This is a genomic window from Methanosarcina acetivorans C2A (genome assembly GCF_000007345.1).
Lineage (GTDB): Archaea > Halobacteriota > Methanosarcinia > Methanosarcinales > Methanosarcinaceae > Methanosarcina > Methanosarcina acetivorans.
On the sequence record NC_003552.1, the window covers coordinates 4,090,796 to 4,107,660 of the forward strand.

General features: G+C 42.8%; 12 protein-coding genes. 7 read left to right on the forward strand and 5 right to left on the reverse strand.

Annotated features, from left to right (window positions below; genetic code table 11):
- Nucleotides 1-44 precede the first annotated feature (44 nt).
- Nucleotides 45-1,187, forward strand: a complete 1,143-nt coding sequence (locus tag MA_RS17325; protein WP_011023249.1) for a TIGR04083 family peptide-modifying radical SAM enzyme — start codon at nt 45-47, stop codon at nt 1,185-1,187.
- 265 nt (nt 1,188-1,452) lie between these two features.
- On the opposite strand, the gene MA_RS28090 is transcribed toward MA_RS17325, so the two are convergent.
- Nucleotides 1,453-1,593, reverse strand: coding sequence for a hypothetical protein (locus MA_RS28090; RefSeq protein WP_162829682.1), 141 nt, complete (start codon nt 1,591-1,593; stop codon nt 1,453-1,455).
- Nucleotides 1,594-2,077: 484 nt separating this feature from the next.
- Here MA_RS28090 and MA_RS17335 point away from each other — a divergent pair, with 484 nt between their 5' ends.
- The 3 genes from MA_RS17335 to MA_RS17350 all read left to right on the forward strand — a co-directional run bounded on the left by MA_RS17335 (nt 2,078) and on the right by MA_RS17350 (nt 4,310).
- Complete coding sequence (locus tag MA_RS17335; protein WP_011023252.1) at nt 2,078-2,449, forward strand: hypothetical protein; 372 nt, start codon at nt 2,078-2,080, stop codon at nt 2,447-2,449.
- A 169-nt stretch (nt 2,450-2,618) separates the two neighbouring features.
- Nucleotides 2,619-2,864, forward strand: a complete 246-nt coding sequence (locus MA_RS17340; protein WP_011023253.1) for a DUF5683 domain-containing protein — start codon at nt 2,619-2,621, stop codon at nt 2,862-2,864.
- 843 nt (nt 2,865-3,707) lie between these two features.
- Nucleotides 3,708-4,310 (forward strand): flavin reductase family protein, encoded by a 603-nt coding sequence (locus MA_RS17350; RefSeq protein ID WP_011023254.1) that lies wholly within the window; start codon nt 3,708-3,710, stop codon nt 4,308-4,310.
- 100 nt (nt 4,311-4,410) lie between these two features.
- Here MA_RS17350 and uvrB read toward each other — a convergent pair whose 3' ends face one another.
- The 3 genes from uvrB to uvrA form a co-directional block, all read right to left on the reverse strand.
- Nucleotides 4,411-6,423, reverse strand: coding sequence for an excinuclease ABC subunit UvrB (gene uvrB / locus MA_RS17355; RefSeq protein ID WP_011023255.1), 2,013 nt, complete (start codon nt 6,421-6,423; stop codon nt 4,411-4,413).
- 108 nt (nt 6,424-6,531) lie between these two features.
- Nucleotides 6,532-8,082: an excinuclease ABC subunit UvrC gene (uvrC, locus tag MA_RS17360; protein ID WP_011023256.1), complete on the reverse strand. Its 1,551-nt coding sequence runs from the start codon at nt 8,080-8,082 to the stop codon at nt 6,532-6,534.
- Nucleotides 8,083-8,226: 144 nt separating this feature from the next.
- Nucleotides 8,227-11,208, reverse strand: a complete 2,982-nt coding sequence (gene uvrA, locus MA_RS17365) for an excinuclease ABC subunit UvrA (RefSeq protein WP_011023257.1) — start codon at nt 11,206-11,208, stop codon at nt 8,227-8,229.
- 1,007 nt (nt 11,209-12,215) lie between these two features.
- Between uvrA and istA the strand changes: the two genes are divergently transcribed.
- The 3 genes from istA (at nt 12,216) to MA_RS17380 (ending at nt 15,389) form a co-directional block, all read left to right on the forward strand.
- On the forward strand, nt 12,216-13,460 hold the full coding sequence (gene istA, locus MA_RS17370; RefSeq protein ID WP_011022071.1) for an IS21-like element ISMac9 family transposase: 1,245 nt from the start codon (nt 12,216-12,218) through the stop codon (nt 13,458-13,460).
- Nucleotides 13,457-14,230, forward strand: a complete 774-nt coding sequence (istB, locus tag MA_RS17375) for an IS21-like element ISMac9 family helper ATPase IstB (RefSeq protein ID WP_011022070.1) — start codon at nt 13,457-13,459, stop codon at nt 14,228-14,230. Before istA ends, istB begins: the two co-directional genes overlap by 4 nt.
- 259 nt (nt 14,231-14,489) lie before the next feature.
- Nucleotides 14,490-15,389, forward strand: a complete 900-nt coding sequence (locus tag MA_RS17380; RefSeq protein ID WP_011023258.1) for a pentapeptide repeat-containing protein — start codon at nt 14,490-14,492, stop codon at nt 15,387-15,389.
- 487 nt (nt 15,390-15,876) lie between these two features.
- On the opposite strand, the gene MA_RS17385 is transcribed toward MA_RS17380, so the two are convergent.
- Nucleotides 15,877-16,086, reverse strand: a complete 210-nt coding sequence (locus tag MA_RS17385) for a hypothetical protein (protein WP_048065670.1) — start codon at nt 16,084-16,086, stop codon at nt 15,877-15,879.
- Nucleotides 16,087-16,865 lie beyond the last annotated feature (779 nt).

Consider the following 16,865-nt stretch of genomic DNA (forward strand, 5'->3'; position numbering starts at 1 on the left):
CTACTAATAATTTAAAGAAGCTTAGAAAATAAGGAGCTTTAAATATGCCTTTCCATGTGATGCTGATCCCTACCCTGGGCTGTCCCGCCAACTGTAATTATTGCTGGAGTTCTGAGGAAAAATCCCCGATAATGAGCATCGAAACCATTAAAGAAGTGGTTGAATGGCTTAAAGTTTTCAGGCAGGATTCGGTTACTTTTACCTTCCACGGGGGGGAACCTCTCCTTGCCGGGGTTGATTTTTACCGGGAAGCCTTACCTTTGCTGGCTGAGGGTCTGAGTCCCAGGAATATCGCTTTTGCCATACAGACGAACCTCTGGAAACTTACTCCGGAAATAGCCGAAATTTTTGCCAGATACGATGTCCCCATTGGTTCCAGTCTGGACGGTCCCCAGGAGCTTAACGACCTGCAGAGGGGAAAGGGCTATTACGAAAAAACCATGAAAGGCTATGAGATTGCGAAGGCTCATGGACTTACTGTGAGATTTATCACTACTTTTACCTCTCACTCCGTAAAGTTCAGGGAGGATATTTTCAATTTCTACCTGGAAAAAGGTTTAACCCTTAAGCTGCATCCCTGCCTGCCTTCTTTGAAAGGGGACAATCCCGAAAAATGGGCGCTTGATCCTGAAAAATACGGAGAACTCTTAATTTACCTTCTGGACAAGTACCTTGAAAACATGGGCAAAATCGAGGTTATGAATATTGACCAGCTGTGCAAATGCGTGTTCACAGGTAGAGGCACTGTCTGCACCTATGTAGACTGCATGGGAGATACTTTTGCAGTTGGCCCTGACGGAGGCATATACCCCTGTTATCGCTTCGTGGGCATGCCGGAATACGTAATGGGGAATGTCTATGACCGTCCGACCATGGCAGACCTTGCCCAGTCCGATGCCTGGAAGCTTATGCACAAATATAAGGAATTTGTGGACAGTGAATGCGGTAAATGCTCTCATATCAAGTACTGCAGGGGTGGATGTCCTTACAATGCCATAGTTCCCACCGACGGGGAAATAAAAGCTGTTGACCCACACTGCGTTGCCTACAAGATGATATTCGATGAAATTACCGATCGCGTAAACCAAGAAATGTTCGGGTCTGCTGGCAGCATGGATATGTTTTTGCCCCAGACAATGAAACCTTCCAGACCGGGTATAATGTCCCTAATGCTCAAGAAAATTTGAAAATAAACCAGAGAAAACGGGAAGGTCATAGGTAGAGTAAAAGTCCCAGCAAATTAACCATAATCTTTTTTATAGCTTTTTAAGAGCTTTAATATTGAATTATAGTTCTTTAATATTGAATCAAAGCTCTTTAATATTGAATTTTCTCCTTTTGAGTTTAAAAGCAGGAGATTAAAGAAGAGGAGATTAAAAAAAGAGATTAAAAAAAGGAGATTAAGGAAAAAAGAGATTAAAGAAAAATATCGGCATTCCTCATGGAGACTCGTCACGCATAAATCATTATTGAATCGAGTCTTACGGTGCCTACTTTTGTCCAGTATCTGCAAACATCACAGTACTGGGTCTCGCCATCGGAGCGCAATTTCAGGTTAGAGTTACATTTTGGACATATTTTTAGATGTTTCATAATAAACCCCTGGATTTTCTATTTTTCAACTGAATAAATAATTCTAAGACAGTGTAAGAAGAAGCCCAGAGGCGCTGTATCTGCTGCATTCCCCAAACAGTTCCTTCGAATATTGTGCTCCCCCAAGCAAATTGATTCGAAGAAAGGATCAGCGACCTCAGGAGATTCTTTCACGGCTCTTATTTGAAATTCTTTGAAGTTCTCAGTTTCCTCCTTATCTGTTCCCCAACTCCAGTATATAGTAATAACATAAGTTATATTAAATAAATTATATGAAAAATTGTTTTCAAACAAAAAATAGTTTGATGTAAAAAATTTCAAGCCCATTATCTCTTTTTCTTAAGCAGGACTTGGTGATTATATAAAATAAGCAACAGAAGGAATGTTCATTAAATTAAAATCTGACATTTATTTTGAAACATTTTGAAACCTTCATTTTGAAAATTGAGATGATTTATATAGATCCACTTTCTAAACTAAACATATGGAAGAGGGTAAGATTAAGAACACGATAACAAGGAGTTTTGAACTTCAGGACTACAGGATAAAAGGAACAGAACTTTCTGGCTTCTGGGCAGACCTGCTCAGCAAAGAAGAACTGACGGTTGAAGTAAACTATAGGCCTGAAAATAAAGAAACCTTCAGTCCCGAAGAAACTGAGGCTCTTATCCGAGAGGTCTGCGGAAAATGCAGAAGCTTTGAAGCTCAGCTTCCCGAAAATATAAAATGTGAAGTCACCTTCAAAGATTTCGGAGAAAAAGTTTATAAAACCTCCCAGCCTGATTTTGAACTGAAGCCAGGGGAAATGGACGAAGTTAAGGTTGCTTACCGCTTCTATGTAGCATATTACGTTTAACTTTCATGTTTAACTTATTCGTTTAACTTATTCGTTTAACTTATTCGTTTGACTTATTGCGTTTAACTTATATGTTTGGCTTATTATATTTAATATTGAACTAGGCAAAGATATCTTCTGTCAAAGAATTAGCCAAAAAAACCAAAAACCTGTAAAGGAGCGTAAAAAAATGCCTCAACCACGTAAAAACCCGGGCTTTGCTGCAGTACTTTCATTCTTTATCCCGGGTCTCGGGCAGATCTATAATGGGCAGATCATGAAGGGAATTATTTTTATTATTCTTGCCTCGATTTTCGGCTTCCTGACAGTAGTTTTTATCGGTTATATCCTTTATCCGCTGTTCTGGGTATACAACCTCTACGATGCCTACAATACTGCCAGGGAAATTAATGAGAGGTACGGTGGATATTATTGAATAAAATTTCAGGATAAACTTCCGGAAATAAACTTTCTGACAGGGATTTTTCTCTCACTATTTCGAAACAGACAAATAAAACTCCCAGCAACCTATTAACGGTGACAGGTAATGAATATCGAACTCACTATGAACATGATAATCATTTTTTTATTTTTTGCATTTGTTTTCTTACTAATAATGTTTATTTATACAAAGAAGGTCACAAAAAAAATGCGTGAAGAGAGAGAGAAAGCCGAAGCCGAAAGAATTGCCCGGCAGATTGCTGAGAAGAAAAGACTTAAAGAGCTGATGGAAGAAGAAGACTAAAATTTGCCGACTTTCTGAAAAATTGAGACAAAGAGTAAAGCTCTTTCTTCTCTGAAATGTATTCGGTGCAAACAATTAAAAGTTATTCATTAATTCAGTTATGATTTATTCGTTCATTTCTAATTCCTTATCTTTTCTAATTCCTTATCTTTTCTAATTCCGTATTAACCTTCTCACCTTTATCCAATTTCCACTTTTTTATGGAGCCACTTAAGCCGGGATTGGCGCAGGAAGTTCCAGCCTGCCGGCAACTTCCCTAATCCACTGCATCCATTTCGAGAACATATCTGCGACAGTTTTTCAGAGAAGAAAGACTTTGTGCTGTCTGCGGCATACACATTTTTGTTATTGATTTGAGAGTACACAGGCTCCTACCACAGGTATTTCGATTCCATAATCCAACATGCGAAGATATGAAGCATTCTTTTTCAATTCACATTTATTCATTCGCAAAATGTCAATAATTAATAACATAAAATATTAAATAGATGAAAAATAATAGCATCTTAAGTTCAAAGGTTTCGAGGTGAACGAATGAAATTAAAACCAAGCAAAAGAGAGCAAATCTTCCCCTTGCCTGTTGCCCTTGTTTCCACAGTCTCAAACGAAGGAATCCGAAATGCCGCTCCCTGGTCCAATATAACTCCAATCCTTCGCCCCCTGGAGGAAGTAGTGCTTGCTTCCTGGCTCAAGCGCGACACCCTCACAAACATCCGGGAAACCGGGGAATTTGTCATAAATATCCCTCCCGTTGAGATGGTAGAAGCTGTAATGGTTTGTTCCCGGAACTATCCTCCGGAAGTGGACGAGTTTGAAATGGCAGGGCTAAAGTCCCATATCTCGGAGGAAATAAGGGCTCCTGGGATTGAAGGATGCCTGGCCTGGGCCGAATGTACCCTTGTGGAGGAAATCCTGAGAGAAAAATTCTCCCTCATCATAGGAAAAGTCGTTAATTTAGAAGTAGATGAGAAATTCTTTGATGAGGAAGGCCAAATGGATTTTGAAAAAGCAAAACCTATGTCCTGCGTCCTGGGATCAAAAGGCCTTACCTTTACCTGCCCCAAAGACAGTGGAAAATCAGCAGACTATTCCGAAATGTTTTTGGGAGGAAAAGAGGCTTTAAGTCCAAAACCCTGAATTTTGTCCCTACTGGATTTATGGGATGAAAGAAAATTCATTAACCTGTGAAGTGATAAGATAGACGATTTCATTCAAGACTCAGTCTCCTCAAGCCACTTCACACGGCTTTAACCTCTTTTTCCAGTTTCTTTATGAGCTCCCTGAGCTGGATTGCACGCTCGAAGTCCAGCCTGTCGGCAGCTTCTCTCATCTCGGCGTCCAGTTCGATAATTACATTGGGGATGTCGGTCTTCGGGATGTGTTTGGTGTCGGTAATATCCACGACTTTTTCCCTGATGGGCTTCCGGATAGTTTTCGGGACTATGCCGTGTTCTTCATTGTAGGCGATCTGCATGGAACGGCGGCGTTCGGTCTCGTCTACTGCTTTTTTGATAGACTCGGTCATGTTGTCAGCGTAGAGGACGACCTTCGAGCTGGAGTTCCGGGCTGCGCGACCTATGATCTGGATGAGGCTCTTTGAATCTCTGAGGAAGCCTTCCTTATCCGCATCAAGGATTCCGATAAAACCCACTTCCGGGATGTCAAGCCCTTCCCTTAGCAGGTTGATCCCTACAAGGACATCGAACTTGCCGAGACGCAGTTCACGGATGATTTCCGTCCTTTCTATAGTCTTGATATCGGAGTGAAGGTAGCGGGCTTTGATTTCGTTTCTTGCAAGGAACTCGGTCAGTTCTTCTGCAAGCTTTTTGGTAAGAGTGGTCACAAGGGCGCGGTCTCCCCTATCCACTATTTTCCGGATCTCCTGCATAACATCTCTGACCTGGCCCTCAAGGGGACGTACTTCAACCTCAGGGTCAACGAGGCCCGTCGGGCGGATAATCTGTTCCACAATCCTGGCAGAATGCTCCCGTTCGTAGTCCGAAGGGGTTGCCGAAACAAAAATCACGTTTTCCATGTACTTTTCAAATTCTTCAAACTTCAGGGGCCTGTTGTCATAGGCGCTGGGGAGCCTGAAACCGTAATCTACAAGACTCTTTTTCCGAGAGCGGTCCCCATTGTACATCCCGTGCAGCTGGGGGATTGTCTGGTGGCTTTCGTCAATGATCAGGAGGAAATCTTCAGGGAAATAGTCAAGCAAACAGAAAGGCTGTTCTCCGGGCTGCCTGTGGTCAAAGTGTCTTGAGTAATTCTCAATGCCCTTACAGCTGCCTGTCTCCTCAATCATCTCCATGTCGTAGAGAGTGCGCTGTTTTAGCCGGTGAGATTCGAGCAGCCCGAGGGTGGGGAGGTGTTCTTCAAGCTCTTCAAGAATGGACCGGATTGCACTTTTCTGCTCCTCTTCCGGAATAACATAGTGTCGCGCAGGGTAGACAAAGAAGTAGTCCATGTCTTCTTTTCGCTGGCCTGTCTGCTTGTCCACTTCGGAAATCCGGTCCACCTCATCCCCGAAGAGTTCGACCCGGATAATGTCATCGAAGTAACCGGGAATGATATCAATGGTATCTCCTTTTACGCGAAAGCGCCCGGGCATGAGTTCCATGTCGTTTCTTTCAAACTGGATATCGATAAGTTTTTCGAGGATTTCCTTTCTCTGGACCTTATCTCCTACCTTCAGTTCAAACCCCATCTTCTGGAAGTTTTCAGGGTTACCAAGCCCGTAGATACAGGACACCGAAGCTACCACAATCACGTCCTGACGTGACATCAGGGAGGCTGTGGCTGCAAGGCGCATCTGTTCGATCTTCGGGTTTATCTGGGCATCCTTTTCAATGTACTGGTCTTTGGCAGGGAGATAGGACTCGGGCTGGTAATAGTCGTAATATGAAACAAAGTACTCAACCCTGTTTTCAGGGAAGAACTCCCTGAACTCATTATAGAGCTGGGCAGCCAGGGTCTTGTTATGGGCAATAACAAGGGTCGGCTTTCGGATCTGGTTTATAACATTTGCAACCGTGTAGGTCTTTCCGGATCCGGTCACCCCGAGCAGGGTCTGGAACTGCTCCCTCTTCTTCAGCCCTTCCACAAGTTTTTCGATTGCCTGTGGCTGGGACCCTTTAGGTTCAAAACCGGAGATCAGTTTAAACTGAGGGCTATCCCAGTACCGAGCATCGTGCAGTAGTTCGAACTTTTTTTTGGATAACTCCCCGGGTGTCTGGCTGGAAACTTTCATAGAATCAAGACCTTCTTAAGTAAATGGAATTAATTAAAATCGATAATTAAGGAAATCGATAAGACAGAAAGCTACGATTTACTGTGCACCACTTCTGTACATTACGATTTACTTTATCAATGACTTCTGTCTTAGCAGCCGGTTGTAGGTGATTGCAAATCTATGGGCTTCGTCCCGGATTTCCTGTACAAAGAGGGATGCCTTTTCATTTCTTTTGATAGGAAGGGGAGATTTAAGCCCTGGTACATAGAGTTCCTCTTCCCTTTTTGCTATGGAGATGATAGGAACCCTGATCTTCAATTTACGGAGCTCCTGGAAAGCCGAAGAAAGCTGCCCTTTTCCCCCGTCGATAATGATTAAGTCCGGCATTTCATGTTTATCTTCAAGCAGGCGGGAATAACGCCTCCTCACAACTTCGGCAATGGAAGCAAAGTCGTCAATCCCTTCCACACTTTCGATTTTGAAGCGGCGATAGTTGTGTTTGTCAGGTCGACCGCCCCTGAACTGGACCATAGAACCCACGGTAGAGGTGCCCGAGAGATGGGAGATATCGAAACACTCGATAACGTTCGGGAGTTTGGGGAGAGAGAGTTTGCTCTGCAGGGATTCGAGTTTTTTTCTGTCCCCGAAAAATCCTATCTCAACATTTTTCAGGGCCAGGTCGAGAAGTTCTTTTTTCTCCCCCTGCTTCGGAACCGTGACCTTCACTTTCTTTCCTTTCACATGCGCCAGAAACTCTACAAGAGACTCTTCAAGAACTTGGGGGACGATCAGTTCCTCAGGAGGGTCGTTCTCGGAATAGTACTGTACCAGAAATTCTTGCAGGAAATCTTCCCCGAAAGCAAAAACATAGTCCTGCTTGTCTTCCAGGGTCCCTTTGTAGACCTTGAAGAGCATGAGATAGACAGTATTGTCCCTGACAATGTAATTCAGGATATCCTCATCATGTTTCTTCTGCCTCTCCATGTTTTGCTTTTCCTGCAGGTATTCAAGGGCTGAAATCTCATCCCTGAGAGCCATGGCCTGCTCAAACATCTGCTTCGCAGCCATCTTTTTCATCTCTTTTTCCATGGACTCGATGAGCTCCCCGATGTTGCCTTTCAGGACAGAAGTAGCTCTTTTTACCTTCTCTCCGTACTCCTCCTCGGAAATGCTGCCTATACAGGGGCCGCTGCAAGCTCCGATATGATAGCGGAGACAGGCGCGTGAGGGCATTTTTTTGCAGGTTCGGAGCTGAAATGTTTTTCTTACGACCTCGAAGATGTAATCTCTTTCTTTTGCAGAAACGAAAGGTCCGAAGAACTCTCCGTCTCCGGTATTTTTCCGGGCAATCCTTATCCTGGGAAACTTTTCTCCGGTGAGATGGATGCAAGCATAGCGCTTTGAGTCCTTGAGTAGGATATTGTATCTCGGCCAGTGCTTCTTTATAAGGGTATTTTCAAGGAGAAGGGCTTCTACCTCGGTATTTGTAACAATGAAGTCAAGGCCCCTGGCAGCCTGAACAAGGCTGGTTGTTTTAGGGTCGTGGTCCCTTTTCTGGAAATAACTGCTCACCCTTTTTTTAAGGTCTTTTGCCTTTCCCACGTAGAGTACAACCCCTTCCTCATCCTTGAAAAGATAGCAGCCGGGAAGGTGTGGAAGGGCTTCCAGATCAATCATTTTTGAGCCTCATTGCGTTCAAATTTATTTTTCTCAAATCCGGTTTTCAGGTTTTCGTTTATCAGGAGTTCTTTTTCAGATTTTAATTTATCAGGAATCCTTTGTATCCGGAATCACTCAAAGTGCTTGATTTTCAAGAATCACTTAAAGTGCTTGACCTTCAAACACCTCATCCGGTCCTTCGTCGAAGTCTTCAGGTTCTTCTTCAAATTCCTCCCCGGAATCCTCTTCAAATTCTCCGTAATCGGTTTCAAAATCTTCCCTGTCCTCAAAAACGGCCTCCACCAGCTGTGTACCCGAATCCAGGTAGGAGTTTCCCTGCGCTGGAAGCCTGGAAGCGAGGAAACGTCCGGTATGGCTTTCAGGAATCCGGGCAATTTCTTCAGGCGTGCCTGTGGCTACAATCTCCCCGCCTGCGTGTCCGCCTTCGGGACCGAGATCGATTATATGGTCTGCAGATTTGATGACGTCCAAGTTGTGTTCGATTACGACCACTGTATTTCCTTTCGCAACAAGCCCGTTAAGGACTGAAATCAATTTTTTAACGTCGTGGAAATGCAGTCCGGTTGTGGGCTCGTCAAGCAGATAAATGGTTTTTCCAGTGCCTTTTTTTGAGAGTTCGCGGGTCAGCTTTATTCTCTGGGCTTCCCCTCCTGAAAGGGTCGTGGAACTCTGCCCGAGCTTGATGTACCCGAGGCCTACGCGCGTGAGAGTATCGAGCTTGCCTTTGATTGCAGGGACGTTTTCAAAATGCTCTGCTGCCTCTTCCACAGTCATGTTCAGGACTTCAGCAATCGATTTGCCCTTATACTTTACCTCAAGGGTTTCCCGGTTATAGCGTGTACCCTTGCACTCCTCACACTCAATGTAAACATCAGGCAGGAAGTTCATCTCTATCTTGATCATTCCGTCTCCCTGACAGGCTTCACAGCGCCCTCCCTTTACGTTGAAAGAAAAACGCCCGTTTTTGTACCCGCGGATTTTTGCTTCCTTGGTCTCGGCAAAAGCCTGCCTGATCGCATCAAAAACCTTGGTATAAGTCGCAGGGTTCGAGCGGGGGGTTCTGCCTATGGGGCTCTGGTCGATAACTATTACCTTATCGATCTCGGAGTCAAAAACCAGCTCTTCGTATTCCCCGGGCGTTACATTCGATTTGTTGATCTTTTTCATCAGGGCTTTGTAAAGGGTATCATAGATAAGGGTAGACTTCCCGGAACCCGAAACTCCGGTAACTACAGTGAGGAGCCCTATGGGGATGTTTACGTCTATATCCTTCAGGTTATTTGCTCGGCAGCCTTTCAACCGGATGAAGGTCTCGCTCTGTCGACGGAGAGCAGGAGGCTTTATCTGCTTTTCTCCTGAGAGATATTTGCCTGTCAGAGACTCCGGGTTTCTCTCTATTTCTGCAGGCGTCCCTTCGGCAACCACATACCCTCCGTGTATCCCGGCGCCAGGCCCTATATCGAGCACGTAGTCTGCTGCCCGGATGGTGTCTTCGTCATGTTCTACTACTATGAGGGTGTTCCCGAGATCCCTTAGGGTCTGCAGGGTCTGGATAAGCCGCTCGTTATCCCTCTGGTGCAGCCCTATCGACGGTTCGTCCAGCACGTAGAGTACCCCCATAAGGTTTGAGCCGATCTGGGTTGCAAGTCTGATCCTCTGGGCTTCTCCACCTGAGAGGGTGCCTGCACTGCGGGAAAGGGTCAGGTATCCAAGTCCCACATGTTCAAGGAAGCCAAGTCTGGAGTGAATTTCCTTTAAGACCTGTTTTGCGATTTCCTGCTCTTTTTCGGAGAGTTTCAGTTCTTCAAAAAACTGGATACACTGGATAATGGAAAGGTCAGTTGCATCAACAATTGACTTGCCAGCGAGTTTGACTGCAAGGACTTTTTCTTTCAGGCGCTTGCCTTCACACCTGGGACAGGGGCGGACCTGCATGAATTTCTCAAGTTCCTTTCGCCTGTACTCGGACTTTGTCTGGCCGTACAGACGCTCGGACTGCGGAAGGAGCCCTTCCCAGGTGCCCTTGTGAGACCAATGGGCATCTCCGTTTTTCATGCTCATACTGAACTGAATGCGTTCTTCCGAGCCGTACATGAGAGCGTTGTACTGCCTTTCTGAAAGGGCTTCAATAGGAGTGAAAATATCAAAACCGAAATGTTTTGCAACAGCTGCCAGGTGCTGGCTCCGGTAGCCGTCAAGATAGTTCCTGTAAAGAGCAACGGCTCCGTCGGCAATGCACAGGTTTTTGTCGGGAATTATGAGGTCCGGATCAAGCTCCATTTTAATCCCGAGCCCGTTGCAGGCTTCGCAGGCCCCGAAGGGACTGTTGAAGGAAAACATCCTGGGCTGGAGTTCCTCGAAAGCCATCCCGCAGACAGGGCAGGCCATGTTCGAAGAATACAGGTGGTCTTTCCCTTCCGCGTCCACGGCAATCAGGAGCCCTTCACCTTTTTTGAGGGCATTTTCGCAGGCTTCGACAAGCCTTGACCGGTCTTCGGAAGGGTCCAGGCGGTCGATTAACACTTCAATGTCGTGCTTTTTGTAGCGGTCAAGGGAGATCTCGTCATCCGTCCTGTGAATTTCCCCGTTTACCCTGGCCCGGGTGAAACCTTCGCTGTTCAGGTCCCTGAAAAGCTGCTGGTAAGTCCCTTTTTTCTGGCGGATTATAGGGGCAAGGATTGTAACCATCCCCTCACATTCCCTGCTGAGGCTGTCCGCGATCCTTTCCGGAGACTGGGACTCTATTTTTATGTCATGAATTGGACAGTAAGGGGTCCCAACCCTTGCAAAAAGCAGCCTGAGGTAGTCATAGATTTCAGTGACAGTTCCCACCGTACTTCGGGGGTTTTTGGAAGTTGTTTTCTGCTCTATTGATATTGCCGGAGACAGCCCCTCTATACTGTCCACATCCGGCTTGTTCATAAGCCCCAGGAACTGCCTTGCATAAGCTGAGAGGGATTCCACATAACGCCTCTGTCCTTCGGCATAAACAGTATCAAAAGCCAGGGTAGATTTCCCAGAGCCTGAGACGCCTGTAATTACAATGAACCTATCTCGCGGGAGTTCAACTGTGATATTTTTCAGGTTGTGTTCCCGCGCCCCTTTGATAATAATATTTTTCATTTTCCTTCTCTCAGGTTTTTCTTGTCTCGGTGAATCGGTTAGTGAGAATTTTAAGGTAAGAATTTAGTATACGGATGTTTAAAGTGAGAATTTAATGTATTGGAGTCTGATCTTCGAGTCTGAGTGTGTGAAAATTCAGCATATATAACAAAAAGTGAGCCCTTTTATTAATAAAGTGATATAGCGGATTGAAAGTATTAGTCGGCAAAACAGATGATTTTCTAATTAAAATATGTTGAACCGGATCTGCCGTAAACGAATCTTTCATTGCTCTCATTTTTATTTTTTATCCTGTTCTCATTCAATACTTTCAGCTTGGAAAAACCGTTCCTCCTGCAAAGTAGGCCAATAAACCTGTGAAACCGGAGCAGTGCTCCAAAAAAATGAAGAGGAAATCAATCGGGAAAATGCAAGAAGAGTAAAGTTTGTGGTTTCAACCATATAATGAGTGGGTAAATTATGTTTATTATATAAATATTTATCTACTTTGGAATATTTTAATGATTACATATTAAGTTAGTATATTGCATCTTAAGTTAGTATATTGCATATTAAGTTAGTACATTGCATATTAAGTTAGTACATTGCATATTAAGTTAGTACATTGCATATTAAGTTAGTATATTGCATATTAAGTTAGTACATTGCATATTAAGTTAGTACATTGCATATTAAGTTAGTATATTGCATATTAAGTTAGATTACATATTATATTAGATTACATACTAAGTTAGTATAAAAAGTAGCGAAGGGCCAGAATTTCCTTATTTCCACTAAAAGTATGTTCAATAACTTATGTTCTTTGAGAGCAGGTCCCAAAACTTAAAATTGTTTCTTTGAATCTCGCATTTTCAAATCCATAAGAGTCTAAGGATTATTTTTCATTTTTTTCATATGAAATACAGGTTCGAGGCATTTATGTCAACGGCGGTTAAGAATTCCCCATTTTCGGCGGATTAAAATTCCCCAATTCTCAATCCTTGAGAAAAGTTCGAGGATTGTGAATCATGCTGAAAAAGGAGGATTTATTCTTGATTCGAGATTTAAGTTCACAAAACTTGAGCATTAGTGAAATCGCCAGACAAACCGGTTTTGACAGGAAAACTGTGAGGAAATATCTCCAGCTGAAAACCTTACCTGAACCCCAGAAACGTCCCGGAAGAAAGAGCAAGCTTGATCCATATAAACCTTATATACTCAAAAAGCTTGAAGAAGGCTCCTACACTACTGCTCGGCTCTATCGGGAAATCAAAGAAATGGGTTTTGATGGAGGAATGACCATCGTCAAGGACTTTGTAAGAGAAGTCCGACCTCAGCAGGGAGTCCCTGCTGTATTCCGCTATGAAACAAAACCAGGTGTACAGGCTCAGGTTGACTGGGCAGAGATGGGAACAGTTGAGGTTGATGGAAAGATAAAGAAACTCTTTTGCTTCAACATGATTCTTGGATATTCCAGGATGAAATATGTTGAATTTACACTGGGCATAGACACTTCCACTCTTATCCAGTGTCATCTGAACGCCTTTGAGTACTTTGGAGGATTTACACAGGAGATTCTCTATGATAACATGAAACAGGTTGTTATCAAAAGAGCCTTAAAATCATCAGATTCTGAATGGAACTCACAGTTTGAGGATTTCTTCAAATGCTTTGGTTTTATTCCACGGTTATGCAGGCCTTACAGGCCTCAGACAAAAGGTAAAATTGAAAATACGGTAGGCTATGTCAAGAGGGATTTCTTCCTTGGAAGACGATTTACCTCTCTCGAAGACCTGAACGCCCAAGTTCACAGGTGGTTGGAAAGGGTAAATTCAACTGTCCACGGAACAACCTATCAAATCCCCCTTGAACGTTTTAAGGAGGAGAAACTGATCCCTCTGGATCAGGTTCCTCCTTACAAAGTTGTCCATAAGGAGACCAGAAAGGTCTCCAGAGACTGTTATATTTCGTTCCTTGGAAATAAGTATTCTGTTCCTTACAGGTTTGCAGGAAGAACTGCAGAGCTTCAGATTTTTGAAGGAATATTCGAGGTCTATGTTGATTATGAGAAGGTTTGTGAACATGAAATTCTTTCAGGTAATTGTAGGGTTTCCAGAAAAAAGGAACATTTTCAGGGCCTCCTGAGTGAGATTCTTAAAGAGAATTCAAAATGCAAGAAAGAATTACAGATTCCGTTGAAGTTCTCAGGTCCTGAAGTTGAAAAGAGGTCTCTTGACATCTATGAAACATTCAGTGACGGTGATTTTGAATGAACAATTTCAGCTATGAGAGACTTCACAGTAACCTGCAATACCTCAAACTGAATACTATTGAAGAGGTTCTGGACAACTATCTTGAAATTGCTGCAAGAGATAGCAAGACAACAATGGAAGTACTTGATTATCTGTTTGAACAGGAAAAGAAGCACAGAGAAGCTGCTGCAATTGAGAGAAGGATGAAAAGTGCAGCATTTCCTGTGAAAAAGACGCTTGATGAATTCGATTTTGAGTTTCAGTCATCTATTGATAAAAAAGTCATAGAAGACCTTGCAACGTTGAGATTTGTTCATAACGTAGAAAACGTTGTTTTCCTTGGTCCTCCCGGAGTTGGAAAGTCTCATCTTGCAATCGCTCTTGGGATTGAAGTAGCAAAAGCAGGGATTTCGGTTTACTTTACCAATACAGGAAACCTTATCGAGAAGTTGAAAATAGCAAATCGAGAAGGAATGCTTGAAAAGAAACTCAAAGGCTTTATGAAATTTAAAGTTCTGATCATTGATGAAATGGGTTATCTCCCATTTGATGAGGAAGGAGCTCACTGTTTATTTCAGTTGATTTCCAGACGTTATGAAAAGAGTTCGACCATCTTTACGTCAAATAAATCATATGGAGAATGGGGAGAGATATTCAAAGACCAGGTAATAGCGGCTGCTGTACTTGATAGAATTCTCCATCACTGTACTACAATTAACATCAGAGGAGAAAGTTACAGGCTGAAAGAAAGGAAGAAACATGGTATAAAATCAGGAAATATCTACCAGTAATTTCTAACAAGTTTATGAAAAATTGAGTAAAATTTATATCAAAAGATGGGGAAATTTAAACCGACCAATGTGGGGAAAATTAAACCGCTGTTGACATTTACGGATCATAATGATAAATTCCATCTCCCGGACCTGCAGTAAGTTCAAGAATTTAGGAATTATTATCACCTGTTCAATTCTAAAAACTGAACCCTGAAGAGCAGAAAATATTTTCCTGGCATAGTAATGCTTATTTTAGTTAAAAACCGATTAATTGTAGATGGATATTCCAGAGAAAAAAGACTTTCGAGGAGCTAACCTCCAGGGAACTAACTTTGAAAAGGCTGATCTCCAGGGAGCTGACTTTTATGAAGCCAATCTTCGTTTGGCTAACCTTCAGGGAGCGAATCTTCATTCGGCTAACCTATATGGAGCTAACCTTCATCTGGCTAACCTTCAAGGAACTAAACTTGGAGGAACTAACCTCCAGGGTGTTAACCTTCATCTGGCTAACCTTCAGGGAGCGAACCTTCATCTGGCTAACCTTCATCTGGCTAACCTTCATCTGGCTAACCTCCAGGGAGCTGACCTTTATGGAGTCAACCTTCAAGGGGCTGATCTTCAAGGAGCTAACCTTCAAGAGGCTAACCTTCAAGAGGCTAACCTTGAAAAGACTAACTTTCAAGGAGCTAAACTTGGAGGAGCTAAACTTGAAGGGGCCTATCTTATAGGGATTCGCTTTCAAGGGGCTAACCTTCAAGGAGTTGACTTTCATGAAGCTAACCTTCAGGAAGCTAATCTTCAGGAAGCTAACCTTCAGGGGGCTAAACTTGAAAGGGCTGACCTTATAGAGGCGAATCTTGAAAACGCTAATCTTCAAGGAGCCAACCTTCAAGGAGCTGACCTTCAAAGGGCTGATCTTTACGGAGCCAATCTTCAAGGGGCTAATCTTCGGGGGGTTGATCTTGAAAAGGCACACCTTAAGATAACTGACCTTGGGAAGGTTGACTTTCAGGGAGCTAACCTTAAGGGAGCTCACCATTTAACAATTGATCAGCTTTCTAAAGTGAAAACACTTTATGATGCGAAATTAGACGAAGAACTCCTCATGTCTCTAAAAGAGAAGTACCCTGCCCTTTTTGAAGTACCGGAACCGCAGGACCTGAAGGATCAGGAATGACAGCAACGTTTTCTGATAAAACATTGAGATTTTTCAGATTTTATATTTGTTTTTACGGATTTCCTGTTCTTCTAGTGGTTAAGGTAGCTACTAGTGGTGAAGATAGCAATGATCTGGCTTTTCGTTGCTGCACTGGTTTATACAGTGCGGTAAGAGATTATGTCATGAATTGCTTCAATGCTGCCCTTTTCATTTGGGGTAATCCCACCGGAATGTGCGTCCGGTAATGCTGATGTGCAAAGCTTCTGGATAATGTGGAGACCTCTGAAAACCCGGATCAAACAGTTTGCTAGAGTAGGATAGGAAAAATCCCAGAAAACTGTTTGCCAAATAATAGAGGAAGACCAAGAAGCAGAAAAAAATAAAAAAGACTTCGAACCCGACATTTTCGAGGCTGATCTTTTTTAAACGACTATTGCTTCAGAATTAATGGTTTTAGTATACAGACTCAGGGAAGGTTTTTGTCCTGGTATTTATGAGGTGGTCTCTATGAGTTGGTTTCGGTTATTCTGAAATATGGCAGCTCCTTGATGGCCAGACGAGCCATAGATTCCTCGACGTCCGGAGTGGGTTCCTTGATCCTCTCCGGGCATGCTATAACGTTGAGCAGCTCTTCAAGGGCTGGACTGCTCGATCTCCATGTGTAGTCGCTCCGCGTCTCAGCTGTAAAGATTTGCCATTCGATTTTTACTGACATAATAATCACCTATTTAAAAAGTGCTCTATGATTATACAGTTAAACTTTTGATGTGATTGATTTCTTTGACTTGATTGATTTTTCAGTTCAATTGCGTAAGCGCTATTTAGATAACATCAATTTTTTAACTGTAAGCACTCCATATCACAACACATCCTCAAAAGAGATAGGATCAAAATAAACTAGAGAGTCCTTAAGAGCCATACGAACGGATATGTTCCGTATACGATAATGTATCACAATTCAGGACTTATGTAGTTGGACTGAATATCAACAGCATCAAACCTTTAACTCTCTAATATGAAAATTTAAGCTACAGTGCTTGTTGTGATTGTTTTTATACCCCTGGTGCGTAAGTCCCGAATGCATTAGGTGATTAAGAAGAAAACCCTGAAGAGCTTTGATCCTTTTACTGTAGCCCCAATACAGTTACTCAAAGATATACTTTCTTAAGTTTATTTCTTTGGAATTGGATCAATTCTTCCAGGCAGTTCTTATTCACATACTCTATCAGTTGTTCCTCACTCTTTTGATCGATTTACCCACGTTATATACAATGTTCCTGTATTATTTTAAAATAATTATGCGAAAAATTGTTTCTGAACAAAAGATAGTTTCATATAAAATATTTCAAAGTCGAACAACAATTTAAAATTAATAGGACTTACACATTTGCCTGCTTTGCAGGCAACTTTTTAATTTTTTCAATTTTTAGGCTAAGGTATAGATCGGATTTCTTAGAAATTGATTAACAGCATTTCCTGTAATGTTCCATTTCG

Bases quoted from the DNA above. Each gene is read 5' to 3' on its own strand.
- MA_RS17325 (WP_011023249.1), top strand. From the start codon at position 45: ATGCCTTTCCATGTGATGCTGATCCCTACCCTGGGCTGTCCCGCCAAC.
- MA_RS28090 (WP_162829682.1), bottom strand. From the start codon at position 1,593: ATGAAACATCTAAAAATATGTCCAAAATGTAACTCTAACCTGAAATTG.
- MA_RS17335 (WP_011023252.1), top strand. From the start codon at position 2,078: ATGGAAGAGGGTAAGATTAAGAACACGATAACAAGGAGTTTTGAACTT.
- MA_RS17340 (WP_011023253.1), top strand. From the start codon at position 2,619: ATGCCTCAACCACGTAAAAACCCGGGCTTTGCTGCAGTACTTTCATTC.
- MA_RS17350 (WP_011023254.1), top strand. From the start codon at position 3,708: ATGAAATTAAAACCAAGCAAAAGAGAGCAAATCTTCCCCTTGCCTGTT.
- uvrB (WP_011023255.1), bottom strand. From the start codon at position 6,423: ATGAAAGTTTCCAGCCAGACACCCGGGGAGTTATCCAAAAAAAAGTTC.
- uvrC (WP_011023256.1), bottom strand. From the start codon at position 8,082: ATGATTGATCTGGAAGCCCTTCCACACCTTCCCGGCTGCTATCTTTTC.
- uvrA (WP_011023257.1), bottom strand. From the start codon at position 11,208: ATGAAAAATATTATTATCAAAGGGGCGCGGGAACACAACCTGAAAAAT.
- istA (WP_011022071.1), top strand. From the start codon at position 12,216: ATGCTGAAAAAGGAGGATTTATTCTTGATTCGAGATTTAAGTTCACAA.
- istB (WP_011022070.1), top strand. From the start codon at position 13,457: ATGAACAATTTCAGCTATGAGAGACTTCACAGTAACCTGCAATACCTC.
- MA_RS17380 (WP_011023258.1), top strand. From the start codon at position 14,490: ATGGATATTCCAGAGAAAAAAGACTTTCGAGGAGCTAACCTCCAGGGA.
- MA_RS17385 (WP_048065670.1), bottom strand. From the start codon at position 16,086: ATGTCAGTAAAAATCGAATGGCAAATCTTTACAGCTGAGACGCGGAGC.